The organism is Brevundimonas sp. UBA5713 (genome assembly GCF_002419815.1).
Classification (GTDB): Bacteria; Pseudomonadota; Alphaproteobacteria; order Caulobacterales; family Caulobacteraceae; genus Brevundimonas.
Window position 1 is genome coordinate 37,325 of the sequence record NZ_DIGV01000010.1, and the last position, 13,933, is coordinate 51,257.

Genomic DNA, 13,933 nt, shown 5'->3' on the forward strand with positions numbered 1-13,933 from the left:
GCCGCGACGGGCCCACAGCCCAGCAAAGCGCTGAAAGCCGCGGTGCGCCCAGTACAGGATCTGCCCGCCCATTAGTTCAGCCTCGCCTTGGGCACACCGGCACGCAGGACGGCCGCGTGCGCACGGTCCAGCATGGCTTCGGCGTTCTCGGCCACGTCCACAGCCTTGTGAGCAGTTTCGACCAAATCCGCATGCATCCGGTCCAACGCCTCGGCGCTGCAACCGGCCTTGCGGGCATCATCCAGGGCAATGACCGCCAGCGCCGTTTCGCGCAGGATCGCTGCCACGTCTTTCATCGCGGTGCTCATGCGCCCACCCCGTTCAGAACGTCGTTGATTTCGGCCTTGGCCTGCAGCGCGGCATCGCGGATGCGGCGGGCTTCGGCCTCGGTGATCTTTCCGTCCTTGCTGGCTAGCCAGATCATGCCTTGCAGGCTGGCTGCAGCTTCCGTGGCCTCGCTGGCCTCGGTCATCAAATCGACCACCGCCATATCTTCCGGCTCGCTGAACAGGTCGATGATCTCGCGCCGTTCGGCAGAGGTCAGCGGCATGGCGGCCAGACGGTGCAGCGGAATGCTGGTGTCCGGATGGTCGGCGCTCTCATAGTGGGACCAAACCCCCGGCGACACGCCGGCAGACCGGGCCGCAGCTTCGTTCGAGCCGATGCGGATACGAATGCGCTTGGTCAGCGTCTTAATCAGCTGGGTGCTCATGTTCACCAAAGGTTCTGGATTGGGGTTTGGATGACGCTGGCCTGACCACTGCCTACAAAGGCAGCATGGGAAACACCGTCATCTGCGTGGATTTCAGGACCGGCTTGCGAATGAACCGTGTGGCTTGGCTGGCGCATGGATCAGGCCGCCTTCAGCTTTTCAGCGGCGGCGGCGGCGAGCTCGTCCAAGGTGGCGATCTCAGCCTTAGCGATAGCCGCCCATCGTGTGGCTGGAATGCTGTCACATCGCTTCCAAGCGTGTGCATTGTTGGGGTCTTCGCCGAGCGTCCGAGCAAGAGCAGTCGGTCCACCAGCGTCACGGATGATGTCGGAAAAGGTCCTCATGCAAACATCGTATGAAACTTACGATTTAGAGGCAAGAGAAAATCGTAAAGTTCTTACGGCGCGTGCATCGTATGAAACATACATGAGCACCACCGATGATCGTGATCCAGAAGTTGTTGCCCGCGGCGAGCGCCTGCGTAAGGCCCGCCTAGCCGCAGGATTCGACAGCGTGGCAGAGGCTTGCCGCAAGCTGGGCTTCAACCAGAACAGCTACTATCTGCACGAGAATGGTCGCGGCACCTTCTCGTTTAAGATGGCCCAGCAACGGTATGCCCCAGCCTACAGGGTCAATGCAGAGTGGCTTTATAGCGGCGTCGGTAGTCCCGACGACAACGTTACGTCCGATACTGTCCCAGTCGTTGGCTACGTCGGAGCAGGGTCAGTCGCGACCCTGTTTGCTGAGGGGCAGGGACCTTTGGACTACGTTGAGCCGCCGCAGAACGCGACAGCCAGCACCGTTGGGCTGAAGGTGCAGGGTGTCAGCCTTGGACCGGTCTGGGACGAAGCTATCTTGTTCTACGACGATGTCCGCTCGCCCGTGACGCCTGACTTGCACGGTCGTTTATGCGTGGTAGGCCTTCCGGACGGGCGCGTGCTCGTAAAGATGCTCAAGGCCGCCAACGATGGCACCTTCCATCTACTGTCGAACACGTCTGAAGAGCCGCTGCTCAATCAGGAAGTTGAGTGGGCGGCGCGGGTAAAGGCGGTTCACCCTCGTTAGGTTTCTTTGGTGGGCTCCGCGTTCAGGATATGAAGCTTTACAAGCACATCGTCTTTGAACGACGGCTTCGCCTGGACGTTTAGTGGAAGCGCTTCATTGAAAGCTGCCGAATAGACGTTCGGAAACTCGTCGAAGGCTGGATCTCGGATGTCTGCGGCGATGAAACGGCCCGGATCTTCGACCAGTTCCACTTTGGCATTGCGGCTATGCCGAGTAAGACTATCAAATTTAACGTGAAACTGTTCCATATCGCCAACCGTAATGCTGCCACCTGATCGCACAGCTTCTGCTATCGCGACGTCAATTTCGGTCGCTGTTCGCATGTCGCCGCCGCCAATCAGAAGCACTTCGGAAGTCCGCCCTACCGGGGCCACGATTTGCTTGGCTTGAGGTAGCATAGTCTCGATGGCGTCTTGGACGGCAGACAATGATCGCGCGTGCATCCGTTCCATCGTTGCTCGTTCGTCGGCGCGGTCGTTGAAGCTCGAGCGCTGAGTTTCCTGAAAGATTTCTAGCAGCTGTTCCATATGTTGTGACGCATCCTTTTTGCGGCCGCCATGATACAGCACCACTGAGCTCAAAAGATGTTTGACGTAGTCCGACCCAAGGGAGACCGATACCTCGTATACAAACGGTAGTACGCCCATTGCACCGGCGATAAATCCGGATATCTCGACACATGCGGCTCTGGGAGCCGCGACTTGCACCCTAATATCCGTGCGTTTGCGGCCCAACTTTTCGGTCGGGTGATGACAAGCCCACAAACCCTTGTGAATGGCTTGGTCTACGCCGACTAGCGATTTACCTAAAAGCCCCATGTCGATCGCGTGTCGCGATGCGTCGGCACCGTCAAACCGCAAAATAAAATCGTTAGACATCAGCACCTACCTCAAGCCCTTGGACTGCTTGATAGTGCCGAAGTTGATAGCGCAGCGTTACGTCAAATTGGCAGCCCTTTTTCGGTGAGTCGTAAGAACATTACGAAATCTGCTTGACGTGCGATCGTATGTTTCTTACGGTTTAGAGATCAACCGATGGGAAATCACATGACCCGCGTCCTCGACATTCTGGAAACGCCCCGTCACCCGCATGAGGTGATCACTGAGCGCCTACGTGAACTGGCTTGCCGCGAGCCCATGCCAGACCCGCGCGCCGTTCCGTTCAACGTCCCGACCGTCAGCAAAGCCCGCTGGCACACCATCCTCTCAGGTGTGGTGCTGGTGACCTTCCTTGGCCTGATCTGGTGGGCCCTGCTTTCTGTTGGAGGCGCAGGATGACCAGCAATGCTAACGCCCCATGGTGGTACAGCGATAACGGCGAGGATTTTAACGGGCCGTACGACACGCGAGCGGAAGCGCTCGAAGCTGCTCGCGAGGACGAACTGGAGTTCGCTTCACTGGTCCAAGCCCTCCCAGGCTTTTCAGCATGCCGTTATATTCCGCCCGCGTCTCGGCTCGTTGAGGACGCTGTCGATGCTGCTTGCGATGATGGCTTCATGGGTGAGGACGGCCCGCCAGAATACGGCGGAGAAGATTTCGTTGCTGCATGCAGCGAGCTTGATGCCCTCGAGGACACGCTCCCGCGCACATGGCGACTGCGGATGGTCGGCACTCAAGAAGATGGCGTGCCAACGGGACTAGCCGCATGACCCACCCCCTTACCACCCACCACAGGACCGGGGAGGCGGCTAACAACCCCTCTCCGGATGTGGCCCGATATAACGTGACCACCGTCCCCACGATCAAGCGCGACGTCGACCTGTTCGGCCTAACCACTGTTCGGATCGATCAAAAGCGCACAGCGGATACGGTCGGCGCGCCGGTGCTGTACGTCTCGGCCTACGTCGAAGATGCGGCGGCTTTTGCACACCGCGTGGCCAATGCTCTGAACTGCGTGCCGCCTGTGGCTGCAGCACAGCCCGTTGCTCCCGATCATCCGACCGCGTGGGCGGGCCAGTATCCGCTGCCTGATTTTGTGGAAGAGGTGGATTACGAAGCGGCTTTGTTCCTGCCGGAAAACCTCACCGAGGCGAACTGGAAGGCATGGGCCGCCACGATCAACCGCTACATCGATCTGGCAACCACCGCGGTACAGTTGCAGCAGATGGAATGCGCCAACGTGCTGGGCCTTCGCGCCTGTCCGTCCGCACTGCGTGGACCCATCGGTCGCAAGCTGCATGCCCGTTACATCGAGACGGAGGATCAAGCGGCATGATCGACCAGGACCACCGTCACCTAACCACCGAACAGGCCCGTCTGCTGCGTCACCTGCGCCCAGAGCGTGTCTTGTCCCGCGCCGCATTCCATGGCCGACCGTTCCGCCTAGAGGACACCCCGCACACCTTCCCCGAAGAGCTGGTGCTGGGCCTCGTCGACGACGGCCTGCTGCGCGTCACCCAACAAACCAGCGGCTGGGCCAAATACGCCCCCTGCGCCTTCACCGTTCGCCTCGCCACCGACGGCGAGAAGATCCGCGCAGGAATCATCACAGGTGCCCGCCAACCCGAAACAGGAAACGCTGCATGAACGCCGCCCTAACTGCCGAGGAGCGCGAAACCCTACAGGCCGCCAATCGTATCAAGCGCAGCCTCAGACGTGAGCGTCGCCGCAACCTTCTGGCCCAGCGTCCGCATGAAAAGAAACACCGCGGACGTGAGCGCGACACCGGCTATCTGGCCTACCTGCGCCGCCAGCCCTGCGAGGTGCGCCACATGGGCGGCTGTGATGGCCCGATCCACGCGGCGCACATCCGCTACTCGGACGCAAAGCATGGGGTGAACCCCGGCATGGGCCGCAAGAACCATGACCGCCACGCCAATCCGTTGTGTGAGCGCCATCACCTCCACGACCAGCACCAGCGTTCCGAGCGGGCGTTCTGGGCCGAGGCTGGCAAGGACCCATACGAAGTGGCCGCTGGTCACTATGAAGCATACAGGAGAGCAGCATGACCGACAGTAGGAGTGTTCACCCCGCCTCCGGCTCCGTACCCGTCGAGGATGGCTTCTACTGGGTGCGTCGTCGTCAGAACTGGCAAGTTGCGCAGTGGGAGCACTCGTCGTTTTGGCTCTGCGCTGACCAAGGCGAATACGAGCCGGAATGGTTCGACGAAATCGACCCCCGCCCAATCACAAGGGAGCCAAACCCATGAAGCTTAGTGTTTACGCTGTGCGCGTGGCCGAAACGCGCGAGCCTGTCGGTATCATCGCTGCCAAAGACCCTCAACACATCGCGAGCATCGTTGATGAACTCTGCCCGACGCAGGGGATGGAATATCTGCCGCTGGGTGCTGGGGGGATTTTCGTTGCTGAGACCACGAAGCAATGGCCCGACCCGCGAGAGCCCGATGAAATGACGGACACGCCTTTCTCTCATGTGTCTGAAGGCTGGAGCGGCTGTGTCCATAAGGACGATGGCTGGCTGCCCATGCCATCTAGTTTGGAGCCAACCGAATGACCTACGCCTACACGCCTGAAACCTTGGCGGACCTGTGGGAGGTATCCTCCGGCACCGTCCGCAATCTGGTCCGAGACGGCCAACTCAAAGCCTTCCGCATCGGTCGGCAAATCCGCATCCGGCCTGAAGCAGTTATCGAATACGAGGAACGCCAATGTCTGAATGGCGCATCAAACTCTACCGAGGAAAATACGCCGCTGTCAGGTCGGTCAATGGCGCGACGGAGCGGTACTCGCTACGCACCGCCGATTATGCAGAGGCCCAGCGCAGGCTAATCGACTTCCAGCTTCAGCCGGAGGGCGAGCTGGTACGCGACCTGATGGCCGTCTATCTGGCCGACAAGCGCAAGACGGCCATCCGCTGGAAAGACCTTGAGGGCGCGTGGAAGCAGGCCGAGCCAACGTTCGGCCACCTGCGCCCTGACCAGATTACCCGCGACCTGTGCCGCAAGTATCGGGATATGCGCTACGCCCAAGGTCGCAAGCCCGCGACCGTGCGCAAGGAGCTTGAGACCGTCCGTGCCGGCATGTTCTTCTCGAAGTCGGGAAGGGCGGCCATCTTCGAGCTGCCCCCTCAGCCGAAGCCGAAAGAGCGTTTCCTCACGAAAGAAGAGGCTCGCCAACTGGTGAAGGCGGCAAGGCCATTCCCGCACATCCGCGCCTTTATCGTCCTATCCCTGACCACTGCGGCCCGCCAATCCGCATTGCTGGAACTGACGTGGGATCGCGTGGACTTCAAACGAGGCCGTATCTCGCTCTCGCTGGGCGATGATCTGGACGAGACCCGCAAGCGCCGCGCAGAGGTGCCGATAAACCGCCGCGCACGGTTGTACCTTGAGGCGCTCTATCGCGCTCGCACATGCGACTATGTGATTGAGTGGGGAGGCCACCGCGTGCTGTCGGTCAAGAAGGGCTTTAAGGCCGCTTGCGACAGGGCAGGGCTGGAAGGCGTCACCCCGCACATCCTTCGCCACTCAGCGGCGTCGTGGATGGCAATGGCTCGCGTGCCGATGCTCGACATCAGCAAATACCTTGGCCACACCGACATCATGGTCACGGCCAGACGGTATGCAAAGGTTCACCCCGATTACCTACGTCAGGCGGCAGATGCGCTGGAATGGTAATTGTGGCGGTTCAAAAGCACCTAAGAGCAAATAGGGCGTTTGAACGATAGGCGTTGTATTTATTGGGAAAAGATGGTGGACGCGACAGGGATTGAACCTGTGACCCCCTCGGTGTGAACGAGGTGCTCTCCCGCTGAGCTACGCGTCCATCTTCTGGAACGGGTTCGATGCGAACCGCGTCGGGAGGCGGTCATTTAGTCCGCGAATCTCCCGACCGCAAGTCTAAAATTTTCAAATACCTGCGGCACGCGTGGCTTCAGGGGTTTCGGCCTCCGGATCGCCCGGCAGCCACTGGACGCGACCGTTATAGATATCCTCGTCCAGAATGCCTTCTTCCTTGGCCACGAGGACAGGGACCAGCATTTGACCGGTCACATTGGTGGCCGTGCGCATCATGTCGACGATGCGGTCGATAGCGACGATGTAACCGATGCCTTCCAGCGGCAGGCCCGCCGTGGCCAGTGTCAGGGTCAGCATGACGATGGACGTGCCCGGAACGCCAGCGGTGCCCAGCGAGCCGAGAACTGCGGTCAGGCCGATCAGGATGTACTGGGTCAGGCTGAGGTCCAGCTGGAAGTACTGGGCGATGAAGATGGCGGCGATCGACGGATAGATGGCACCGCAGCCGTCCATCTTCACATTGGCCCCCAGCGGCACAGCAAAGGCGGCATAGGCTTGAGGCACGCCCAACCGCTCGACCGTCTGGCGAAGAGTGATCGGCAGGGTGCCCAGCGACGAAGAGGTGGCAAAGGCGGTCTGCTGGGCCGCGAAGGCTCCACGGAAGAAGCTGATGACCTTAAGCCCGTGCAGCTTCAATAAGCCCGAATAGACCACCAGAATGTGGAACAGGCAGGCGGCATAGATCGCGAGAATGAATTTGCCCAGCGGCAGCAGGCTCTCCCAGCCATAGCCACCGACCACCGAGCCGATCAGGGCGAAAACGCCAAACGGGGTCAGCTGGATGATCCAGCGGGTGATGCGGAAGACGATGGCGGCACCTTCGTCCACGACGCGGCGGGCGGTCTGGGCGCGGTCACCCAGTGCTACAAGGGCCGCCCCGACGAAGGCCGAGAAGAAGATGATCTGCAACACCTTGCCTTCGCTGAGCGCGGCAAACGGATTGCGGGGCACGATATCCAACAAAACCTGCAGCGGCGTCGGGATTTCACGTGCCTTGACCTCGCCCAGCGGCAGCTCGCTGAGGCCGATACCGGGATTGATAATGTGCGCCGTCGCAAAGCCGACCAGCACGGCCAGCAGGGACGTGATGGCAAACCAGACGATTGTGCGAATACCCAGACGCACCGCACCCACGCCTTCGCCCAGCTTGGCGATGGACGAGGCGATGGTGAACAGCACCAGAGGGGCGACCACCATGCGGATCAGGTTCAGGTATACATCCCCGATCGGTTGCAGGATCGTAGGGGCCAGATCGCCCAGCAATAGACCTGCAACCACACCTAGGCCGAGACCGGCAAAGGTGCGTTTCCAGAGGGGAATGGCAAAGAAACGACGGATCATGGCACCACCTGACATAGTGTGCCTATGTCTGAGCGTGCGCCTCTCGGGGCAACCGCCCAAACGCCAGCAGCACCCCCAGAAGTTCTGAACCGTCGTTTAGTTCAGCTAAAGGTTCAGCCCGTCAGGCGTGCCAGCGCTGGCTCGAATTCATCATAATGATCAATAGTGATGTCGCCGCCGATCTGTTCCAGCGGTACGTCGCTGTAGCCAAAGCTGACAAGGATGCAGGGGATGTTGGCGGCCTTGGCCGCGCGGGTGTCGGTGGTGGAGTCGCCGACCATGATCGCCTTGGCCGGATTACCGCCGACCTTCAGCACAGCTTCACGGATATGGGCACCATCCGGCTTCTTGGCCGTGACGATATCGGGACCCACGATAGCGGCAAAACGGCTGCTGATGCCCAGCGTGTCCATCAGATTGATCGACAGGTCGGTGCGCTTGTTGGTGGCCACCACAAGCGTCGCGCCACGCGCGGCCAGACGGTCAAGCACATCAAGGCACGAGGGGAAGGGCGCGGTATCGACGGCGATATTGGCGTTGTAGTCGGCAAGGAAGGCATCAAACAGCGTCTTGCTGTTGTCCTCGTTCCACTCGGCACCGGCCTCTGCAAAGCCGTTCTTCAGCAAGGCCAGTGCGCCGTGACCGACCAGATGGCGGGCCGCCGATACGGGGCGTGGCGGCAGGCCTTCCTTCTCCAGAAGCCGGTTCAGCGTGCCGATCAGGTCGGGCGCGGAGTCCACCAGAGTTCCGTCCAGATCAAAGGCAATCGTCCAGCCTTCCAGATCGCGTTCGGCCATTGGTGTCTCCCGTTCAGGCTTTGGATGGTTTAGAGCCATAAGCGACTAGCCCCCGGGACGATTCATGACCAGCATTTCCACACGCCGCGCCGCCATCATTCTTGCCGCAGGGCAGGGCACCCGTATGAAGTCGTCGCTGCCCAAGGTGCTGCACCCCGTCGGGCACCGCGCCATGGTGGATCACGCCATCGACGCCGCCGAGGCTTTGGGCTGTGAAAAGATCGTTGTGGTGGTCGGCAACCATTCGCCGGAAGTGCGCGCCCACATCGTCAAGCGACTGGGCGAGGACGCCATCGCCGTTCAAGACCCGCCGTGCGGCACGGGCCACGCCGTGCGTGCTGCCGAAGAGGCGCTGAAGGACTTCGATGGTGAAGTGGTCATCACCTATGGCGACGTGCCGCTGCTGAAGGCCAAAGACATCGAGCCTGTGTTCGGCGGCAAGGGCGTCAGCGTCATCGGTTTCGAAGCCCGCGATCCGGGTGCTTATGGTCGTTTGGTGATCGAGGGCGAAACCCTTGTGGCCATCACCGAGGCCAAGGAAGCGACGCCTGAGGTGCTGGCCATTCGTTCGTGCAACTCGGGCGTTATGGCAGCCCCGTCCAAGATGCTGTTCGAACTTCTGGCTGATGTGAAGAACGAGAACGCCAAGGGCGAATACTATCTGACGGATGTGGTCGAACTGGCCCGTAAGGCTGGTCACGACACCCGCGCCGTGTTCGCCCATGAGGACGCCGTGATGGGCGTGAACTCGCAAGCCGAACTGGCTGATGCCGAAGCGCTGTTCCAGAAGGTGCAGCGCGAGACCTTTATGGCCAATGGCGTGACCATGAGCGCGCCGGACACTGTTCATTTTGCCTATGACACCCAGATTGCTGCTGGCGTTACGATTGAGCCGTTCGTGGTGTTCGGCCCGGGTGCAGTGGTCGAAAGCGGCGCACGTATCCGCAGCTTCTCGCACATCGAAGGGGCCAAGGTTGGTGCAAAGGCCGAGGTTGGTCCTTACGCCCGCCTTCGCCCCGGTGCGGACCTCGGCGAGAAGGTGAAGATCGGCAACTTTGTCGAAGTGAAGAACGTCTCGCTAGGCACGGGTGCCAAGGCCAACCATCTGGCCTATCTGGGCGACGGCTCGGTGGGTGCAGGCGCAAACATCGGCGCGGGCACGATCTTCTGTAACTATGACGGCTTCTTCAAACACCGAACCGAGGTGGGCGAAGGCGCTTTCGTTGGCTCGAACAGTTCTCTGGTCGCGCCGGTCACCATCGGGGACGGAGCCATGGTCGGCTCGGGGTCGGTGGTGACGAAGAGTGTAGGGGCGGGGGAGCTGGCGCTGGCGCGAGCACCGCAGGTCAACAAGTCCGGTTGGGCCACACGGTTCATGGACATGATGCGTGCCAAGAAAGCAGCGAAAAAGTGAGTGATATCCAGAAGAAGAATGCCGGCTATGCAGCGGCCCAGTACGTAGAGGCCGGCATGAAGGTCGGTCTCGGCACGGGCTCGACGGCGGCGTGGTTCGTCAAAGCCCTGGCCGAGCGCAACCTGCCGGACCTGAAATGCGTGCCGACCTCTGAAAAGACAGCCGATCTGGCGCGCGAACTGGGCCTCACGCTATCCACTCTGGAAGACACGCCGCGTCTGGATTTGACAGTTGATGGTGCCGACGAAATCGGCCCTGATCTGGCGCTGATCAAGGGCGGCGGCGCGGCCTTGCTGCGTGAAAAGCTGGTGTGGGAGGCCTCTGACCGCTGCATCGTCATCGCCGACGAAGCCAAGGTTGTCGAGCAACTGGGCCAATTCCCTCTGCCGATCGAAGTGGTAGCCTTCGGACACAAAACGTCCGGTGCGCGTATCAACGCCGTTCTGGCCGTCCATGGCGTGGGCGAGGCCACCGTACGCCAAGCCGATCGCGGCATGGTCCGCACCGACGGCGGCAATGTGATCTATGATGCGGCCAAGGGCGTGATCACCGATCCCGTCAAACTGGCTGCTGATCTGAAAGCTGTGACCGGCGTCGTCGAACACGGCCTGTTTCTCGGCCTGACCGATCTGGCCGTGATCGGAACGGATGAAGGCCACCACACCGTGTCGCGCTGACGTTCTGTCAGCACACTAACGTCTGGGCGAGGGCACACCCCTCGCAAGTGACGCTTCCGATCACTAGATGATCGGTCAGTTAATTGCCGGAGCCTCCCATGTCTCAATCTTACGACTACGATCTGTTTGTCATCGGTGCCGGTTCGGGTGGCGTCCGTGCTGCGCGTCTGACGGCGCTGGGTGGCAAGCGCGTCGCCGTTGCCGAAGAGTACCGCGTGGGTGGCACCTGCGTGATCCGGGGCTGCGTGCCCAAGAAATTCATGGTGATGGCCTCCGAGGTCAGCCACCAGTTGGAAACTGCCAAGGGCTTTGGTTGGACCATCGAAGGCGCGTCCTTTGACTGGAAAACCTTCCTGACCACCAAAGAGGCCGAGATTGCCCGACTGTCGGGTATTTATACGGCCAATCTGGGCAAGGCCGGCGTAGATGTGATTCAGGGTCGCGCTGTCCTTAAGGACAACCATACGGTCGAGATCGTGGGTACCGGCCAGACCATTACGGCCGAACGCATTCTGATTGCTGTCGGTGGGCGTCCGTTCAAGCCGGATGTACCGGGCATCGAACACTCCATCACCTCCGAAGAAGCCTTCCTGCTGCACGAACTGCCCAAAAAGGTGGTCGTGGTCGGCGGCGGCTATATCGCCGTCGAGTTCGCGGGCATTTATGCAGGGCTGGGCGTGGACACGACGCTCGTTTATCGCGGCAGCAACATCCTGCGCGGCTTTGACGAAGACGTGCGCGCCCATCTGACCCGTGAGATTGAAAAGCACGGCGTGAAGGTGATGCTGGGCTGTGAGCACACCGAGATCGTCAAAACAGAGAACGGCCTGCTAAGCCGCTTTAGCAACGATTGGGAGATCGAGACCGATCAGGTCATGTTCGCCACCGGCCGCCAGCCTTATGTGAAGGATTTGGGCCTGGAAAATGCGGGCGTGGAGCTGACGGAAAGCGGGGCCATCAAGGTCGACGACTATTCCAAGACCACGGCAGACAATATCTGGGCTGTCGGTGATGTGACCGACCGCATCAATCTGACGCCGGTCGCCATTCGCGAGGCTGTGGCCTTCCACGAGACGGTCTATAAGAACAATCCGCAGCGCTTTGACTATGAAGCGGTGCCGACCGCGGTGTTCAGTCAGCCGCCGGTGGGAACTGTCGGCCTGACCGAGGCCGAGGCACGCCGCGCCTGCCCGGGCGAGGTTGATGTATACGTCACCCGCTTCCGCCCGATGAAGTACGCTTTCTATGGTGCGGAATACCGCACACTGATGAAGCTGGTGGTCGAGGCCGAGACTCAGAAGGTTGTGGGCTGCCACATCGTCGGTCCGGATGCGCCGGAAATGATCCAGCTGGCCGCTATCGCCGTGAAGGCGGGCCTGACCAAGGATCAGTGGGACGCGACCTGCGCCCTGCACCCGACCGCAGCAGAAGAACTGGTGACCCTGCGCGATAAGCAGGCCCCGCAAGCCAGCGTCGGCTGATCAATCGGACAGAAGGCGGTCGCGCGCGGCATTGACCCGCGCGGCCAGCCCTTCGGACCCGCCCTGATCGGGGTGGGTGCGCGCCATAAGGCGTTTCCAGGCCGACTGAATATCGTCACGTGTCGCCTGTGGCCCGACGCCCAGAATCGCGCGCGCCTCGGCCACACTCATGCGGCTGCCGGGGGCTGGTGCAGGCTTGGGCGGGGGCACGCTGCGGATGCGCGATTGCAGCACCAGATAAAGGCCCGCCGCGAATAAGGCTGCGGCCCAAATATAGCTGCCCTTGGCTACGCAAAGGACGGCGCCTGCAAAACAGGCACCGCCCAAAATGGTCGCAGAGATGCGCCAGTGGCCCCGACGGGCCTTCTCAGTCTGTTTGCCCAGCCGCACCATGACCCAGAGAGCCACGGCGGCCAGACCCAGTCCGATTAAAAGCATGCCTTGATCAGGCCGCAGCCGTCAGGGGTGCCAGTGCGTCTTCCAGACCCATGTCGGCCATCAGGCCACGCAGTTCCTGACGCGCCGACACGTGAGACATGGTCACCGCCACCGGACGCACTTCGTCCGACAGGTCTGCCACGGTCAGGCCGAACGGGAAAAGTTCTCGATAGATCACGCGCTCGCGCAGGCCCGGGCCGACGCGGAAACCCACGCGCTTGGCCAGCTTGCCCATACGCTCTTCCAGACGGTCACGGTTGCGGGCATGCGCGCCTTGCAGACGGTTGGTGACCACCAGCCAGTCGATGGTGACCTGACGGCCCTCGGTAATGGCGCGGTGCTTGCGGGCTTCCCACACGCTCTCGGAATAGATGGACGGCTTCTTCAGCTCCAGCGTCACCGGATCGACCTGACCCAGCAGGTCGAAGTCCACGAAGCTGTCGTTCATCGGGGTGACGATCTGATCGGCACGGGCGTGGGCGGCGCGCGACAGCGGCGTGTCACCGCCGGGGGTGTCGATCAGAATGACCTCAGCGTTTTCACGGGCAGCATTAAAGGCCTCGTCGAAGCGTGCCAGTTGTTCGTCTTCTGCCGCGCGGGCCAACGCCTTGCCGTCGCCCATGTCGGCCACATAGGGTTGCGGCAGGCTGATACCATTGGCGGCCACCCACTCTGCGCGGTTGGCAAAGAAGCGCTGCATGGAATGCTGGCGCAGGTCCAGATCGATAATGGCGACCTTTCTGCCAGCGTGCAGAAGGCCGGTGGCGATGTGGATGGCGAGGGTCGACTTGCCCGCTCCGCCTTTTTCATTGCCGATGACGATGACCAGAGGCTGCGCCATTGTTCCCAAACCCACTTTAAACGGGCCGACTCATGAGCGAGGGCCCTGTATTATGGCGGGAAGATCGGGCCCAGCGCCCAAATCGTCAATGAAAGCTTAATGGAAGACTGTGGATGGCGTGACCGTAACGGTCGGTCGGCTGCACCATGGATCGGCCGAAGCCACTGTCTGGCAAAGGGTTTGGGCGCGGCCAGCCGAGGCCGTGACACGCAGGCGAACCATATTGCGTCCGTTAACGACCGCTGGCTCGAACTGCGGATCGAGGCCGCGCAGGTCGCCGCCATGAGGTCCGCGGCTCAGGCGCTCCCATGCGGTATGGGCCGAGCTGGCCGTGCTGAATGCGCCCAGTTGAACCGTGCGACTGCCGGTGTCGGCGGGGGCGGCCGACTTGGCCGGGGCGGGGGGGGGGGGG

Annotated in this window: 20 protein-coding genes, 1 tRNA gene and 1 pseudogene; 12 read left to right on the top strand and 10 right to left on the bottom strand. The window is 61.4% G+C overall.

All coding sequences use genetic code 11. The features are described from left to right. Window positions 1–71: 71 nt before the first annotated feature. From B3B04_RS01370 to B3B04_RS01380, 3 genes are all read right to left on the bottom strand, one after another. Window positions 72–308 (bottom strand): hypothetical protein, encoded by a 237-nt coding sequence (locus B3B04_RS01370; protein ID WP_292039063.1) that lies wholly within the window; start codon window positions 306–308, stop codon window positions 72–74. Next, on the bottom strand, window positions 305–712 hold the full coding sequence (locus tag B3B04_RS01375; RefSeq protein ID WP_292039065.1) for a hypothetical protein: 408 nt from the start codon (window positions 710–712) through the stop codon (window positions 305–307). The genes B3B04_RS01370 and B3B04_RS01375 overlap by 4 nt, the downstream gene beginning before the upstream one ends. A 140-nt stretch (window positions 713–852) precedes the next feature. Further along, entirely contained in the window at window positions 853–1,056 is a 204-nt protein-coding gene (locus B3B04_RS01380) for a carph-isopro domain-containing protein (protein ID WP_292039067.1), read from the bottom strand. Window positions 1,057–1,138: 82 nt separating this feature from the next. Between B3B04_RS01380 and B3B04_RS01385 the strand changes: the two genes are divergently transcribed. Next, the gene (locus B3B04_RS01385) at window positions 1,139–1,777 is read left to right on the top strand and encodes a helix-turn-helix domain-containing protein (RefSeq protein ID WP_292039070.1); all 639 of its coding nucleotides are present in this window, start codon (window positions 1,139–1,141) and stop codon (window positions 1,775–1,777) included. Here B3B04_RS01385 and B3B04_RS01390 read toward each other — a convergent pair. Continuing rightward, entirely contained in the window at window positions 1,774–2,655 is an 882-nt protein-coding gene (locus B3B04_RS01390) for a hypothetical protein (RefSeq protein WP_292039073.1), read from the bottom strand. The two genes, B3B04_RS01385 and B3B04_RS01390, sit on opposite strands and share 4 nt — an antisense overlap. Window positions 2,656–2,823: 168 nt before the next feature. On the opposite strand from B3B04_RS01390, the gene B3B04_RS01395 reads away from it, so the two are divergent. The 8 genes and pseudogenes from B3B04_RS01395 (at window position 2,824) to B3B04_RS01425 (ending at window position 6,352) form a co-directional block, all read left to right on the top strand. Beyond that, a complete protein-coding gene (locus B3B04_RS01395; protein WP_292039074.1) occupies window positions 2,824–3,054 on the top strand; it encodes a hypothetical protein in 231 nt (76 codons plus the stop codon). Beyond that, window positions 3,051–3,425: a hypothetical protein gene (locus B3B04_RS01400; RefSeq protein WP_292039075.1), complete on the top strand. Its 375-nt coding sequence runs from the start codon at window positions 3,051–3,053 to the stop codon at window positions 3,423–3,425. Before B3B04_RS01395 ends, B3B04_RS01400 begins: the two co-directional genes overlap by 4 nt. Continuing rightward, window positions 3,422–3,991, top strand: coding sequence for a hypothetical protein (locus B3B04_RS01405; RefSeq protein WP_292039076.1), 570 nt, complete (start codon window positions 3,422–3,424; stop codon window positions 3,989–3,991). Before B3B04_RS01400 ends, B3B04_RS01405 begins: the two co-directional genes overlap by 4 nt. Then, entirely contained in the window at window positions 3,988–4,302 is a 315-nt protein-coding gene (locus B3B04_RS01410; protein ID WP_292039077.1) for a hypothetical protein, read from the top strand. Before B3B04_RS01405 ends, B3B04_RS01410 begins: the two co-directional genes overlap by 4 nt. Next, window positions 4,299–4,724 (top strand): hypothetical protein, encoded by a 426-nt coding sequence (locus B3B04_RS01415; RefSeq protein ID WP_292039080.1) that lies wholly within the window; start codon window positions 4,299–4,301, stop codon window positions 4,722–4,724. The genes B3B04_RS01410 and B3B04_RS01415 overlap by 4 nt, the downstream gene beginning before the upstream one ends. A 196-nt stretch (window positions 4,725–4,920) precedes the next feature. Continuing rightward, window positions 4,921–5,229 (top strand): hypothetical protein, encoded by a 309-nt coding sequence (locus tag B3B04_RS01420; RefSeq protein ID WP_292039082.1) that lies wholly within the window; start codon window positions 4,921–4,923, stop codon window positions 5,227–5,229. Continuing rightward, window positions 5,226–5,366 (top strand): annotated as a pseudogene (locus tag B3B04_RS14630) (helix-turn-helix domain-containing protein); the annotation flags it as partial. The gene B3B04_RS01420 and the pseudogene B3B04_RS14630, both read left to right, overlap by 4 nt. Window positions 5,367–5,383: 17 nt before the next feature. Next, the gene (locus B3B04_RS01425) at window positions 5,384–6,352 is read left to right on the top strand and encodes a tyrosine-type recombinase/integrase (protein WP_292039083.1); all 969 of its coding nucleotides are present in this window, start codon (window positions 5,384–5,386) and stop codon (window positions 6,350–6,352) included. Window positions 6,353–6,425: 73 nt separating this feature from the next. Here the strand turns inward: B3B04_RS01425 and B3B04_RS01430 are convergent. The 3 genes from B3B04_RS01430 to B3B04_RS01440 form a co-directional block, all read right to left on the bottom strand. Further along, window positions 6,426–6,500, bottom strand: a tRNA-Val gene (locus B3B04_RS01430). Window positions 6,501–6,583: 83 nt separating this feature from the next. Next, window positions 6,584–7,873 carry a dicarboxylate/amino acid:cation symporter gene (locus tag B3B04_RS01435; RefSeq protein WP_292039085.1) on the bottom strand — a complete coding sequence of 430 codons (1,290 nt, stop codon included), beginning with the start codon at window positions 7,871–7,873 and terminating at the stop codon, window positions 6,584–6,586. 113 nt (window positions 7,874–7,986) lie between these two features. Then, complete coding sequence (locus B3B04_RS01440) at window positions 7,987–8,670, bottom strand: HAD hydrolase-like protein (protein WP_292039087.1); 684 nt, start codon at window positions 8,668–8,670, stop codon at window positions 7,987–7,989. A 64-nt stretch (window positions 8,671–8,734) separates the two neighbouring features. Here B3B04_RS01440 and glmU point away from each other — a divergent pair, with 64 nt between their 5' ends. The 3 genes from glmU to gor all read left to right on the top strand — a co-directional run bounded on the left by glmU (window position 8,735) and on the right by gor (window position 12,242). Then, the gene (gene glmU / locus B3B04_RS01445) at window positions 8,735–10,084 is read left to right on the top strand and encodes a bifunctional UDP-N-acetylglucosamine diphosphorylase/glucosamine-1-phosphate N-acetyltransferase GlmU (protein ID WP_292039089.1); all 1,350 of its coding nucleotides are present in this window, start codon (window positions 8,735–8,737) and stop codon (window positions 10,082–10,084) included. After that, on the top strand, window positions 10,081–10,761 hold the full coding sequence (rpiA, locus tag B3B04_RS01450; protein ID WP_292039091.1) for a ribose-5-phosphate isomerase RpiA: 681 nt from the start codon (window positions 10,081–10,083) through the stop codon (window positions 10,759–10,761). The genes glmU and rpiA overlap by 4 nt, the downstream gene beginning before the upstream one ends. 98 nt (window positions 10,762–10,859) lie before the next feature. Continuing rightward, the gene (gene gor, locus B3B04_RS01455; RefSeq protein ID WP_292039092.1) at window positions 10,860–12,242 is read left to right on the top strand and encodes a glutathione-disulfide reductase; all 1,383 of its coding nucleotides are present in this window, start codon (window positions 10,860–10,862) and stop codon (window positions 12,240–12,242) included. Here the strand turns inward: gor and B3B04_RS01460 are convergent, their stop codons facing one another. From B3B04_RS01460 to B3B04_RS01470, 3 genes are all read right to left on the bottom strand, one after another. After that, window positions 12,243–12,680 (bottom strand): molecular chaperone DnaJ, encoded by a 438-nt coding sequence (locus B3B04_RS01460; RefSeq protein ID WP_292039095.1) that lies wholly within the window; start codon window positions 12,678–12,680, stop codon window positions 12,243–12,245. A 7-nt stretch (window positions 12,681–12,687) separates the two neighbouring features. Then, on the bottom strand, window positions 12,688–13,521 hold the full coding sequence (locus B3B04_RS01465) for a division plane positioning ATPase MipZ (protein ID WP_292039096.1): 834 nt from the start codon (window positions 13,519–13,521) through the stop codon (window positions 12,688–12,690). Window positions 13,522–13,617: 96 nt separating this feature from the next. Next, the coding region (locus B3B04_RS01470) for an SPOR domain-containing protein (RefSeq protein ID WP_292039097.1) at window positions 13,618–13,933 on the bottom strand (316 nt) is incomplete at its 5' end.